Genomic DNA, 13,964 nt, shown 5'->3' on the forward strand with positions numbered 1-13,964 from the left:
GGATAAAATAATGAAACATAAAATTTTAGTAACGGGTGGTGCAGGCTTTATTGGTTCTCATACACTGATTGAATTGACCAAAGCTGGTCATGAAGTAGTTGTTGTAGATAACTTTGTGAATAGTAGTAAAAAGAGTGTACGGGAAGTCGAAAAGATTATTGGTAAATCTATTACATTATACGATATAGATGTTCGAGACAAAGAGAAGTTATTGGAAGTATTCATAAAAGAACAACCTACAGGGGTGATTCACTTTGCTGCATTGAAAGCCGTTGGAGAATCGGTTCAAATCCCTCTCACATATTATGAAAACAATATAACCGGAACATTGACCTTGCTTCGAGTTATGGAAGAAGTCCAGTGTAAAAACATTATTTTTAGCTCGTCAGCGACAGTATACGGAGATCCACATACTGTTCCTATCTTAGAGGATTTTTCGCTATCAGTAACCAATCCATATGGAAGAACAAAATTGATGATTGAAGAGATGCTTCAAGATATATACAAGGCAGATTCTTCATGGAACATCGTATTATTACGCTATTTCAATCCAATTGGTGCTCATGAAAGTGGTGATATCGGTGAAAATCCAAATGGAATCCCAAATAATCTTTTACCTTATGTAACACAGGTAGCTGTTGGAAAGCTAGAATATGTTAATGTGTTTGGAAACGATTATCCAACTCCAGATGGAACTGGAGTCCGCGATTATATCCATGTGGTTGATTTAGCAAAGGGACACGTGGCGGCATTAAAGAAACTTGAAAAAGATTCAGGATTAAATATCTATAACTTAGGTACCGGTAGAGGATACTCTGTTCTTGAAATCATTCAAAATATGGAAGAAGTGGTAGAAAAAACAATTCCTTATAAGATTGTTGAAAGACGTGCTGGAGATATTGCAACCTGTTACGCAGATCCATCGAAAGCAAATGAGGAGTTAGGTTGGAAAGCTCAATATGATATTCATCGCATGTGCCAAGATGCCTGGAGATGGCAAAGGAAACATCCAAATGGATTTGAATAATAACTAAGTTTAACGAATTGCTTGATATTTATAACTAATATCGAGCTTTTTTATGCTTACAACAATTGTTATTGATGGTATAAAGTTCTGAGATTAGTGGATAAAATATTTTGGTTATTGTATAATGGATAAAAAAGAATTTTAATGGAGGAAGAAGGATATTGAAATCCTCAGATTTATTGATTATTATACCTGCATATAATGAGGAAGGTTCGATTCAGTCAGTAGTAAATAATATTATTCAAAATTATTCTCAGTATGATTATGTGATTATCAATGACGGTTCAAGAGATCAAACCTCAGAAATTTGTCATAACAATGGCTATAATATTATTGATTTACCAGTCAATCTTGGACTAGCTGGAGCATTTCAAACTGGATTATTGTATGCTTACCAATACGGTTATGAAAAAGCAGTTCAATTTGATGCAGATGGTCAGCATCTTCCAGAGTATATTGCTGCTTTAGAAGAAGAAATTGATAAAGGAAATAAAATGGTGATTGGTTCTCGATTTGTAACAGATAAAAGACCAAATTCATTTCGTATGTTAGGGAATACCCTTATTAGTTTTGCTATTAAATTAACAACTGGTAAAACGATCAATGATCCAACATCTGGAATGAGAATGTTTTCTAAAGATTTAATACAAGTTTTTGCAAGAAATATTAACTATGGTCCTGAACCAGATACTGTTTCTTATTTATTAAGAAATGGTGTTCCAATTTCAGAAGTTCAAGTTCGAATGGAAGAGAGACAAGCAGGAGAAAGCTATCTAACGTTTTCACGTTCCATTAAGTACATGATTCATATGTTCGTATCTATTTTATTCATTCAGAATTTTAGGGAGAGAGGAAAATAGAATGTCAATCTGGTTTCAAGTTGTATTAGTGTTTGTTTCATTGGGAACATGCGGCTTCATCCTTCAGAATATTAGAAAATCTCGTGTACAAATTAATGACGCTTTGTTTTGGATCTTCTTCTCATTAATTTTATTAGTTTTTAGTATTTTTCCAAAGTTAGCAGAGTTTATTGCAGCATCCTTAGGGATTGCATCTGCTGTTAATTTTATTTTTCTTTTTATTATTTTCTTGCTACTGATGAATCAGTTTCAGTTAACTGTACGAGTGTCAAAATTAGATACCAAATTTAAAAATCTTGTTCAAGTCATTGCTTTAAACAAGAATGAGGAGAAAGATGAATAACACTCCTTCTCAAAAAAGTATTTACATATGGAATCTGCTAGGGAATTTTGCAGCAGCAGCAGTTTCTGTTTTATATTTATTAATCGTATCTAGAATGCAAACAAGTGAGGTGGCAGATCAATTTAGTCTAGCTACCTCAATTGGTAATTTATGGATTATTATCGGACAATTTCAAGTTCGAAATTACCAAGCTACAGATGTCAAATCAAGTCACCCTTTTTCAGCATACTTTTATACAAGATTGCTGACTGTTACCATGATGGTGATTAGTTTATTTCCATATTTATGGACAATAAACTATGATTTTACGAATAATTCTGTGATGATTATTACTTGGATTATTGTGTATCGTGTAGCAGATGCTTTTTCTGACTTATTTCAAGGCTATTTTCAACAGCATGGTCGTTTAGATATTGCTGGGAAGGCCATGGTTTATCGATATGCTTTAAGTGTGCTCATTCTTCTATTTGGACTCTTGTTGTCTCATTCTATGGTTCTAACCTTATTGGCCCTAGCTCTCTTTAATTTATTTTTTGTATTTAGTTATGATTATGCTCATTTCAAATTATTTGACAAGCTAAGTTTTAGGAATAGTTTTTCAAGAAATACGATAGATGAATCTTTTAAAATTATTAGAGTTTGCTTTTCTTTGTTTATTTACGGGTTTTTATTAACACTCGTTTTTAATGAGGCAAAATTATCAATTTCTGGCGCATATGCAAAAGGAATAGTGGAGGCTGGTGCTCAAAGGGATTACAATATTCTGTTTATGCCAGTATTTTTTATGAGCCTGTGTATTTTAGTGGTAAGACCACTCATTACACAAATGGCCGAATTGTGGCAGAGGAAAAAATTTCAGGTATTTTACAAAATGTTTTTAAAAATCCTGCTTCTTACTCTCTCAATAGGCATAGTTATTACTTTTTTAACTTATTTAATAGGTGTCAACGTATTAAGTTTGATATTTGGATTGGATTTATTGAAGTATAAGTTGGAATTGACTATTCTTGTCCTTTCTGGTGTTCTATATTCTTTTTCGATTATACTTGAGAATATACTAATTATCATGAGGAAACACTATTATTTATTGTCTGTGTATATCCTGATGTTTATCGTTACTAAAATGATTACAACTGAGTTAGTTAATAAGTACCAGATTATGGGAGCTTCTATTAGTTTTTGTATTGCAATGATAGTATATGCAATTGGAAGTTTAACAATTTTTAGTATCATAAAATTCAGAAGGAAATAGAAAATGAAAAGAGATATTATTTTTGTCACTCATCATCTAGGTGGAATCGGTGGCGTTCAGAGGGTTGTGGATCAGCTGGCTACACGATTTGCTGAAGATGGGAATAAGGTGACTGTTGTCGGCTGTGCTATCCAATCACAGGAAAAGTATGTAAAAGTACAGGAGAAATATCAAGAAATTTTATTATACCAGGAAGATATTTTTTTTGAAAAACCGTGGTTATTTTTAAAAGAGAAGTTTTTCTCAAAAAAATTAGATACGATTTTATCAGATTTATTAGCAAAATCTAAAAATCCAATGGTCATCTTGGCAAACCCAATTGTTTATCTCCTGATGGAAAAAAGTTTGAAGAAATTCTCTAATCATGCTTTCTTCATTGGACAAATGCATTCTTCTGCTGATTTTGTATTGGAATGCAAAGGACTCTACAAAGTTTATCCATATATTATTAAAAATAAGTATCCAAAATTGGATTGTATCATGTTCTTATCAGATTCCTATTCAGAGTTAATCAGTCAGCATTATAAGATTCCATTGGAAAAATTTGTTGCGATTACAAATCCACTACCAAGATATATAGAAGCATCAGAAAATGATTATCAAGAGAAGTCAAAGATTATTTCATTTGTTGGTAGATTAGATCCTGTTAAGCAAATTGATCATCAAATTCAGGCCTTTGCACAAGTAGCTGATGAATTTCCGGATGTGAGTTTTAATATATACGGATCTGGAAATTTGAAGGAAACTCTCCAATTACTTATTGATCAATTAGGAATGACAAAACGTATTACCTTAAAAGGGAAAACGACTCAGGTTAAGGAAGTTTACCAAAAATCTTTGTTTACGTTATTAACTTCTAAATCGGAAGCTTTTGGTATGTCGGTTGTAGAGTCAATGGTTTTAGGAACTCCAGTATTAACTTATAACTGTTCGCAAGGAGTTGCTGATCTGCAATCTGCTACCCCCGAAATGCTTTTTAATCCAAGTGTTGGAGAATTGACGAATAAAATGAGGTATTTTCTAACGAATCCTGAGATACTAGAGGGGATTGGAAGAAGAGGACAGGACTATGTTATAGGAAATTATGCAGAGGATGTTATCGTTCAAAAGTGGTATGCTTTGTTTAAGAAGTTAGAGGATAAAAAAGGTATTACATGACAGATTATATTTCAAAAAAAGGTTTAAATTTCTTTCACAATATTTGGCAAAAGAAGTTTTATATTTTGCTCATTTGGTTTGTGATGTTTGGTACGTATTTCTATTTCGATGGTCCTTTTAAAAATACACCAATCAAAACGTTCCTTATTATTGGGGGAATTTTCACATTTCTATCACTAGTAAATATGAAGTTATACAATAAAATCTTCTCAATAATCTTATTTACAGGACTAGTATTTTGTGTCTATACTCCAAATATGGATAGTCCAGATGAAAACTTCCATTATTCTAGGGCCTTATATATAAGTGATGGTCACTTATATTTGCCATCTTCGGTTGAGGAAATGAAGGTGTCATCTGATATATCTGAGGTTGAAGGAGAATTTAAAAAGCCTCTATTACAAACGGAACTTGAAGATAAACAAGTTTCTGATAAAAAAGTTGTTTATTCTAATTTAGGGAATACAAATGGCTATTCTTTTGTTAGTTACTTACCACAAACCTTAGGGATTATCCTTGCTCGTATCCTACATTTAAGTGTATTTGCTTCGATTTTTCTAGGTAGATTTTTCAATCTACTTGTTTTTGCCTTACTGGTTCGATTAGCTGTTAAGAAATCAGGAGATAAGCAATTATTCTTTTCCTTACTGGCGATTATTCCTATTAATATTTATATTGCTGCATCGTTTAATCAGGATGCATTTGCTAATGGTCTCATCTTTTTAGTTATTGGTTTATTTTTATCTTATTTTGAAAAAGATAAAATTAGTAATAGTGATATACTCTCCTATAGTCTCCTATGTATTTTAATAGCTTTTTCCAAATTGCCTTATGTGTTATTGATCTGTTTATTAGCTTTTTTACCAAAAGAGAAACTCAATAAAAAACAATATCTTCTAATTGCTGGTTCTATTCTTATGGTAGCTCTAACCAGTGTAATTTGGTTGAAGGTGACAAGTGGGATTAATGCAACGGTTGTGCATCCGAATCCAGCAGTTAATCCAATGAAAAAGATTATATTTACCTTGCATCATTTTTCTGACTTCACGAGAATGATGATTAAAGAAGTTGTGAATTTTATTCCATTTAAATTACAATCATTATTTACTTTTGGTTGGTTGACTTATGATGCGAAAGCTTTTATGTGGTTTTATTTGATATTCATCTCAGTTACATTAGTTGTACTTCCAAATGGAAAACCACTAAAAACTTTTGCGAAGTTTGGGGTAGTTCTCGTCTCAATGGGGATTGTTTTTGGAATTCTAATGACAGCCTATCTAATGTGGGGTGAGGTTGCTGATATTTCTATTAAAGGTATTCAGGGGAGATATTTTGCAGGAATTTTTATACTCCTTGGTTGTATAACTAATTTTTCAAGAAGACTGTTTTGGAATCAGAATAGAACAGAACCGCTTGAATACAATCAGAATGAAGTAGAATATACATTTAGTTACATTGCTACTTTGTTTATTCTTGTCTCAATCATTGCAACTATTAGTCAATACTATTAACTTCATGTTTCAATATACAATAAAGTTATATACTAGGGAAAATCAAAGCTTTTTGTTACAATAGAAAGTGAATAAGTCAAGGAGTAAGAGATGACCATATCAGTTGTAGTCCCATGTTTTAACGAAGAAGAATCGATTCCATTGTTTTATAAAGAGATGGAACGTGTTCGGATGGAGATGGGAGAAAAGGTTGAGTATATTTTTATAAATGATGGCTCTTCAGATGGTACGCTATCAGTTCTTCGAAAGCTACATGTTACAGATTCAAATGTGCACTACCTTTCTTTTTCTCGAAATTTCGGGAAAGAGGCTGCACTATATGCTGGGCTTGAGGCTGCTAGTGGTGAATATGTGACGGTCATGGATGTAGATTTGCAGGACCCTCCGGAGTTATTGATTGAAATGAAGCAGATGTTGGAGGAACAGCCGGATTTAGACTGTGTCGGAACGAGACGCGTAACCCGTGATGGGGAACCACCGATTCGTTCTTTCTTTGCACGGATGTTTTATAAATTGATCAATCATATTAGCCAAGTGGAAATGGTTGATGGTGCGCGTGATTTTCGTTTGATGCGTCGTCCCATGGTCGATGCTATTATGGAGTTATCGGAGTACAATCGTTTTTCAAAAGGGATTTTTGTCTGGGTAGGATTTGAAACAGAATATCTAGAATATAAGAATATAGAGCGCGTGGCAGGAGAAACATCTTGGAATTTTTGGTCCCTCTTTAAATACTCCATTGAAGGGATTGTCAATTTTTCAGATACTCCACTAAATATTGCCTTTTTTGGTGGACTTTTATCTTGGATATTGGCTTTTATTATGATGATTCTAATTGTGATCCGTACCTTAGTCATTGGGGATCCCACTTCTGGATGGCCATCCCTCATGACAGTAATTCTTTTTTTGGGAGGGTTTCAATTACTAACCATTGGAATTTTAGGGAAATATATCGGTAAGATCTTCATGGAGACTAAGAAACGTCCAATCTATGTCATCAAAGAGAAAAGTGAGTAAAAAGCAGAAAACTTCTGCTTTTTTTGCTATAATGATAGGGATAAAGCAATTGAAAGGAAAGTACCATGATTTTAATTACAGGTGCAAATGGTCAACTTGGAACGGAGCTTCGCCATTTACTAGATGAACGAAATGAAGAATATGTAGCTGTTGATGTGGCTGAAATGGATATCACAAATGCAGAGAAAGTAGACGAGGTATTTGCGGAAGTAAAACCAACCTTGGTTTATCACTGTGCTGCCTACACAGCTGTTGATGCTGCAGAAGATGAAGGAAAAGAGTTGGACTATGCCATCAACGTGACGGGTACAGAAAATGTAGCAAAAGCATCTGAAAAGCATGGTGCAACCTTGGTCTATATCTCAACCGACTACGTTTTTGATGGGAATAAACCAGTGGGACAAGAATGGGAAGTAGACGATCAACCAGATCCTCAAACAGAGTACGGTCGTACCAAACGTATGGGGGAAGAATTAGTTGAGAAGTATGTGTCTAGCTTTTATATCATCCGTACGGCTTGGGTCTTTGGAAACTACGGTAAGAACTTTGTCTTCACCATGCAGAACTTAGCCAAGACTCACAAAACACTTACAGTTGTTAATGACCAACATGGTCGTCCGACCTGGACCCGTACTCTTGCAGAGTTTATGACTTATTTGGCTGAAAACCGTAAGGAATATGGTTATTACCACCTTTCAAATGATGCAGCAGAAGATACAACTTGGTATGACTTTGCAGTTGAGATCCTCAAAGATATGGATGTAGAAGTGAAGCCAGTGGATTCCAGCCAATTCCCTGCTAAAGCTAAACGCCCACTTAACTCCACAATGAGTTTGGCAAAAGCGAAAGCTACAGGATTCGTTATTCCAACCTGGAAGGATGCCTTGAAAGAATTTTATAAACAAGAAGTGAAATAAGATCAAATGGAAGCGGCCCTTGAGGGTCGCTTTTCTGTTTGGATTAGGCAAAAAGCCTAGAAAATGGTATAATTGAATAGACTGTGAATGATTTGAAAGGGAACTCTATGCAACATGTTTTTATTATCGGAAGTCGTGGACTTCCGGCTCAATATGGCGGTTTTGAGACTTTTGTGGACCAATTGGTTTCGCATCAAGTGTCTCCAGATATCCAGTACCATGTTGCCTGCCTTTCTAATGATCAAGCTTATCAACATTTTGACTACCAGGGTGTCGATTGTTTTACCATTAACCCCCTTAAGCTTGGGCCTGCGCGTGTCATTGCCTATGATATGATGGCCATCAACTATGCTTTGAAGCTTATTAAGAAACAAGGAATTGAACAGCCGATTTTTTACGTCTTGGGCAATACAATCGGAGCCTTTGTGGCGCCTTTTGCGCGCAAGATCCATAAATTGGGCGGGCAATTCTATATCAACCCAGATGGACTGGAGTGGAAGCGGGCCAAGTGGGCCAAACCGATTCAAGCTTATCTCAAATATTCTGAAAAGATCATGACGCGCCACGCTGACTTGGTAATATCTGACAATCCGGGCATTGAGTCCTATATCAAGGAAGCCTATCCTTGGTCCCAGACGACCTATATTGCCTATGGAACGGACTTGTCTCCGACTAGCCTAACCAGTCAGGATTGGAAGGTCAGAGAACTTTATCAGAAGTGGCAGACACAAGAGAAGAACTATTACTTGATCTTGGGTCGCTTTGTCCCAGAAAATAATTATGAGACTGCCATTCGTGAATTTATGGCCTCTTCAAGCAAACGCGATTTAGTGATCATTTGTAACAATGAAGGTAATCCTTATTTTGAAGAGTTACGAACTTGGACTGGATTTGATCAGGATCCGCGCGTCAAGTTCGTAGGGACGGTCTATGATCAAGACCTGTTGAAGTATATCCGTAAAGAAGCCTTTGCTTATATCCATGGTCATGAAGTGGGCGGAACCAATCCTGGTCTTTTAGAGGCTCTCGCTCAGACGGATCTGAATTTAGTTTTGGGAGTCTCCTTTAACCAAACGGTCGCTAAGGACACGGCTCACTATTGGACTAAAGAAACTGGGAATTTGGCGCATTTGATTAACCATGTCGATTCTTTAGAAGATGTATCTGAATGGGGTCAACGAGCCAAAGCCAATATGAAGCAAAACTTTACCTGGGAAAAAATTGTAGGTGAGTACGAGGAATTATTCTTATCATGAAAGTAAATATCTTGTTGTCCACCTATAATGGTGAACAGTATCTAAAAGAGCAGGTCAAAAGTATCAAAGGCCAGACTTATCAAGACTGGCAACTCTTGATCCGAGATGATGGGTCAACAGACGGTACGGTGGAGATCATTCAAGAGTTGGTGGCCCAGGATGAGCGTATTCACTTTATTAACCAGGGTGCTATCGAAAATCTCGGTGTTATCAAGAGCTTCCATGCGCTTCTGAAATATGAAAAAGCAGATTTTTATTGCTTCAGTGACCAAGATGATGTCTGGTTACCAGATAAGATTGCACTTCAGGTAGCAGAAGCCGAGAAGCACCCTCAAGAAGTGCCTTTGCTGGTCTACACAGATTTAAAAGTGGTCGATGAAAACTTGAATGTTCAACATGAGAGCATGATTCGCACCCAGTCTGATCATGCCAATACAGAACTGATTCAAGAGCTGACGGAAAATACGGTAACTGGTGGTGTAGCCATGATTAATCACGCGTTGGCGGAGTTATGGACGGGTCAAGAAAAACATGCCCTCCTTATGCATGATTGGTATTTGGCCTTGTTGGCAACGGCCTTTGGGAAGTTGATCTATATCGATCAGCCGACAGAATTGTACCGGCAGCACAGTAGCAACGTTCTGGGGGCTCGCACCCTCAGAAAACGGGTTAAAAACTGGGTTCGCCCTCATATTCTGTTTGCTAAATATTGGAATCTCATCGAGTCCAGTCAAGAACAAGCAAAAAATTTATTGGATCTGCCTGTCAGTTCCCAAACTAATGAAATTATTGAAAACTTTGTCACCATTATGGACGTTCCACTAAAAGAACGTCTGAGACGTATTCGTCAGTATGGTTACCGTAAGAACCGGGCTTTTCACACCTTTGTGTTTACCAGCTTGATTCTGACAAAGTTTGCATATCGAGGTAAAAAATAATGTTTGACGTTTTTAGTCAGAAAAATCGAATTTTATTAAGAGAATTAATCAAAACAGACTTTAAATTACGCTACCAAGGATCAGCAATTGGTTATCTTTGGTCGATTTTAAAGCCCTTGATGACCTTTACGATCATGTATATTGTCTTCATCCGATTCTTACGTTTGGGTGGAGATGTGCCCCATTTCCCAGTTGCCCTCTTGTTGGCCAATGTAATCTGGGGATTCTTCTCAGAAGCAACATCCATGGGGATGGTGTCGATCGTTAGTCGAGGCGACCTATTGCGGAAGTTGAATTTCTCCAAACATATCATTGTCTTGTCAGCGATTTCAGGAGCAGCCATCAACTTTGTCATTAACCTTGTAGTGGTCTTGATTTTTTCATTCTTTAATGGGGTGACATTTTCTTGGACAGCTTTGATGGTGATTCCGTTGTTCTTTGAGTTATTCTTGATGGCAACAGGGTGCGCTTTGATCTTAGCGACATTTTTTGTTCGTTTCCGCGATCTTGGACAAGTCTGGGAAGTACTCTTGCAAGCCGGCTTGTATGCGACGCCAATTATCTATCCGATAACCTTTATTGCAGACCGCAATCCATGGGCCGCTAAGTTGGTCATGATGAATCCCTTGGCTCAGATTATTCAAGACATGCGTTACTTCTTGATTGATAAGGCCAATACTCCTGTATGGCTTTTGGTGGAAAATAAGTTCTTGGTTTTGATTCCTTATGTTTTACCAATTCTTATTTTTGTTGCTGGCTTTGCTTACTTTAACAAACATGCTAAGAAATTTGCGGAGATTCTCTAATGACAGATAAACAAATTGCAGTAAAAGTAGACCATGTCAGCAAGTACTTTAAGTTGCCAACAGAGGCGACCAATAGTCTTCGAACTGCCCTGGTCAATCGCTTCAAAGGAATCAAAGGCTATAAAGAACAACATGTGCTTAAGGATATTTCTTTTGAAGTAGAAAAAGGAGACTTTTTCGGGATCCTCGGAAGAAATGGTTCTGGAAAATCGACTCTCTTGAAAATTATTTCTGAAATCTATGTGCCAGAAAAAGGCACCGTCACCATCGATGGGAAACTGGTGTCTTTTATTGAGCTTGGAGTGGGCTTTAACCCAGAACTGACGGGTCGAGAAAATGTCTATATGAATGGAGCTATGCTGGGCTTCTCGACAGCTGAAATTGATGCCATGTATGATGATATCGTAGATTTTGCCGAGTTGCATGAATTCATGAACCAAAAGCTTAAGAACTACTCATCAGGGATGCAGGTTCGGTTAGCCTTTTCAGTTGCCATTAAGGCCCAAGGAGATATCTTGATTTTGGACGAGGTCCTAGCAGTAGGAGATGAGGCCTTCCAGCGCAAGTGTAATGATTACTTCCAAGAACGCAAGAAATCAGGGAAGACCACGATCCTGGTTACCCATGATATGGGAGCTGTCAAGAAATATTGTAACAAGGCTGTTTTAATTGAAAATGGTTTGGTGAAGGCCATTGGTGATCCTTTTGACGTTTCTGATCAATATAGTTTTGACAATTTGGAATCGAACTCCCATCATAATGGAAATGAAGATGAGGGCTTGGTTACAACGGAAGTTGAAGGTTTCACAGCTAGATTGCTTTCTCCTAAGAAAGTAGCTCCTGATGATGAGGTGGTGATTGAGTTTTCATTTAATCTATTAGATGAGTCTGTTAATCCTCATATAGCCTTTTCATTTGTTGATATTTCTACTGGAAATGGACTGTATAACGATAATTCCATGGATATTCCATTATCTGGCATTGGTCCCAAAAAAGTTACCTATAAATGTAAGTTACCGTACTTTAATCATGTGAAGTTAAGATTAGTAGCATTTTTAAGAGATGAAAATCAAGAAAACTTAGCAATATTATCGACAACGAACCCTCCTATCTTTTCAATTGATCGGGTTGTGGATCGAACAAATCGTTCGGAGTTGGATTCTTCTACCGGATTGTTAATTCGTCAAGGCAAGTGGGAATAATTTCTTTGGTATAGGCTATGAAAATTTTATTTGTTTCTCCTGTTGGAGCCATGTTTAGTGGAGCAGAAGTAGCGATTGTGAACTTAATGAAATTGTTGGTTCAGCAAGGTCACGAAGTTTACAATGTGATACCGGATAATGCTCCGAACATTGATAAAGACTATCTCCGTCATATGGATATAACTGGAATTAAACTATTTCAGTTAAAAACGAATCAGTGGTGGTGGCCTGAGTCTAAAACGCTAGATATTTTGGATTTAGAAATTCAAGCTTCTCAACAAAAGAATATTGAGGAAGTAAGAGAAATCATCCAGAATGAACAAATCGAACTGGTTATTTCGAATACAGTCAATGTGTTTCAGGGTGCTATTGCAGCTGCATGTGAAAAGGTCAGACATTTTTATATTATTCATGAATTTCCTTTTGGTGAGTTCGGTTATTATAAGGAATTAATTCCTTTAATCGATGATTTGTCTGATAAAATTTTTGTAGTAGAAGGGGAATTGTACCAGACTCTAACGAATTATTTTACGACTGATAAATTGATTCCGTTTATCCCCTATACAGAAGTTCAAGAGCGACCTCTCAAGAATTCTACTATTTCTCGTTTTGTATCCATTGGTGGGATTAATGAACGGAAAAATCAGCTTGAGTTGCTCACTGCTTATAATCAGTTAAATCGGAAAGATATTGAACTGGTCTTTATCGGAGGATGGGATGAGCAGTACAAAAGGTTGATGGATGACTATATTCAAAATCATCATCTAGATCATGTAACTTTTGTTGGTTTTCACTCAGATCCATGGTCTTTGGTGACAGAGAAAGATATCCTCGTCTTGCCTGCTAAATTAGAAACATTTTCTTTAGTATTTGTGGAATCAGTTTTAAATGGTGTTCCGGCAATTATTTCTGATAATTTAGGTCATTTGTCTTCGAGTAAATTTTTAGAATCTGGGAATTTATATCCACTAGGAGAAAGAGATCTGCTAAGTCAACAAATGGCTACAGTGATTGAGAATTTTGATAGCTTTAAAGAAAAACAATTACTGGATCAAGAACTCGCTCGAAAGAAATATAATCTTAAGACGATCTATGCTGTTTTTAAAGATAACATTGAAGTAGAAACGCCAATTGGTAACCAAAAGCTTTCCTCTAAGTATGCTCGATTTTTGGGGATGAAATTCAATAATCGTGATCTCGAAGTGATTGGTAAATCTCAAGTGGTGATTTCAGCTTCACACGATGGACTCCACTCAGCCTACCATGAAATAACAAAAGAGAGAATGGAAAATAAGGGCTCTATTATCTTCCAGCTTGAAAAGGAAAAGAGTCTAAAAATATTACTTTCAGAATTTCCGGGATCCTATAATAAATTGTCATTGATTGCATTGGAGGATCAAAGAGAAATTCCTCTTGTAACTTCAAACGGAATTGATTTCGAGGATGTTCTGGTTTTCTTTAATACCCATCCACATATTCTGTTTGATCTTTCGAATAGTTCGGGTAATCAATTTCAATTCTCCTATGAAAAAGAAAGTGACGAAGAATTTAGCAGACACCTATTCAACTTACATGAGAATCATAAAAAATTATCTCATGAATACAATTCCGTCATCCATTCTCGCCGTTGGACCATTCCAACAAAAATCTTGAAATTCTTTAGAATAAGGAAATAAT

At 36.3% G+C, this 13,964-nt stretch carries 13 protein-coding genes; all 13 read left to right on the plus strand.

The window, feature by feature from the left end:
- The first annotated feature begins 10 nt into the window (after window positions 1-10).
- The 13 genes from galE (at window position 11) to O3602_RS05955 (ending at window position 13,963) form a co-directional block, all read left to right on the plus strand.
- Window positions 11-1,027, plus strand: coding sequence for a UDP-glucose 4-epimerase GalE (gene galE / locus O3602_RS05895; protein WP_371611383.1), 1,017 nt, complete (start codon window positions 11-13; stop codon window positions 1,025-1,027).
- Window positions 1,028-1,188: 161 nt separating this feature from the next.
- On the plus strand, window positions 1,189-1,887 hold the full coding sequence (locus O3602_RS05900; RefSeq protein WP_003012036.1) for a glycosyltransferase family 2 protein: 699 nt from the start codon (window positions 1,189-1,191) through the stop codon (window positions 1,885-1,887).
- A 1-nt stretch (window position 1,888) separates the two neighbouring features.
- Entirely contained in the window at window positions 1,889-2,230 is a 342-nt protein-coding gene (locus O3602_RS05905) for a DUF2304 domain-containing protein (RefSeq protein WP_003011836.1), read from the plus strand.
- Window positions 2,223-3,482 (plus strand): lipopolysaccharide biosynthesis protein, encoded by a 1,260-nt coding sequence (locus O3602_RS05910; RefSeq protein WP_371611338.1) that lies wholly within the window; start codon window positions 2,223-2,225, stop codon window positions 3,480-3,482. The genes O3602_RS05905 and O3602_RS05910 overlap by 8 nt, the downstream gene beginning before the upstream one ends.
- A gap of 3 nt (window positions 3,483-3,485) precedes the next feature.
- Window positions 3,486-4,640, plus strand: coding sequence for a glycosyltransferase (locus O3602_RS05915; RefSeq protein WP_151379025.1), 1,155 nt, complete (start codon window positions 3,486-3,488; stop codon window positions 4,638-4,640).
- Window positions 4,637-6,151 carry a DUF2142 domain-containing protein gene (locus tag O3602_RS05920; RefSeq protein WP_003011937.1) on the plus strand — a complete coding sequence of 505 codons (1,515 nt, stop codon included), beginning with the start codon at window positions 4,637-4,639 and terminating at the stop codon, window positions 6,149-6,151. The genes O3602_RS05915 and O3602_RS05920 overlap by 4 nt, the downstream gene beginning before the upstream one ends.
- Window positions 6,152-6,241: 90 nt before the next feature.
- The gene (locus O3602_RS05925) at window positions 6,242-7,168 is read left to right on the plus strand and encodes a glycosyltransferase family 2 protein (protein ID WP_155125735.1); all 927 of its coding nucleotides are present in this window, start codon (window positions 6,242-6,244) and stop codon (window positions 7,166-7,168) included.
- A 65-nt stretch (window positions 7,169-7,233) separates the two neighbouring features.
- On the plus strand, window positions 7,234-8,085 hold the full coding sequence (gene rfbD, locus O3602_RS05930; RefSeq protein ID WP_003012326.1) for a dTDP-4-dehydrorhamnose reductase: 852 nt from the start codon (window positions 7,234-7,236) through the stop codon (window positions 8,083-8,085).
- 107 nt (window positions 8,086-8,192) lie between these two features.
- Window positions 8,193-9,341, plus strand: coding sequence for a beta 1-4 rhamnosyltransferase Cps2T (gene cps2T / locus O3602_RS05935; RefSeq protein ID WP_037606594.1), 1,149 nt, complete (start codon window positions 8,193-8,195; stop codon window positions 9,339-9,341).
- A complete protein-coding gene (locus tag O3602_RS05940; protein WP_003011992.1) occupies window positions 9,338-10,279 on the plus strand; it encodes a glycosyltransferase family 2 protein in 942 nt (313 codons plus the stop codon). The genes cps2T and O3602_RS05940 overlap by 4 nt, the downstream gene beginning before the upstream one ends.
- Window positions 10,279-11,085 (plus strand): ABC transporter permease, encoded by an 807-nt coding sequence (locus O3602_RS05945; protein ID WP_003003247.1) that lies wholly within the window; start codon window positions 10,279-10,281, stop codon window positions 11,083-11,085. The genes O3602_RS05940 and O3602_RS05945 overlap by 1 nt, the downstream gene beginning before the upstream one ends.
- A complete protein-coding gene (locus tag O3602_RS05950; protein WP_003011803.1) occupies window positions 11,085-12,287 on the plus strand; it encodes an ABC transporter ATP-binding protein in 1,203 nt (400 codons plus the stop codon). Before O3602_RS05945 ends, O3602_RS05950 begins: the two co-directional genes overlap by 1 nt.
- Before the next feature lie 17 nt (window positions 12,288-12,304).
- Complete coding sequence (locus O3602_RS05955; RefSeq protein WP_371611339.1) at window positions 12,305-13,963, plus strand: glycosyltransferase family 4 protein; 1,659 nt, start codon at window positions 12,305-12,307, stop codon at window positions 13,961-13,963.
- The last annotated feature ends 1 nt before the right edge of the window (window position 13,964 follow it).

The sequence above is a fragment of the Streptococcus sp. 27098_8_186 genome, assembly GCF_041432055.1.
In the GTDB taxonomy this organism is placed as follows: Bacteria; Bacillota; Bacilli; order Lactobacillales; family Streptococcaceae; genus Streptococcus; species Streptococcus dentalis.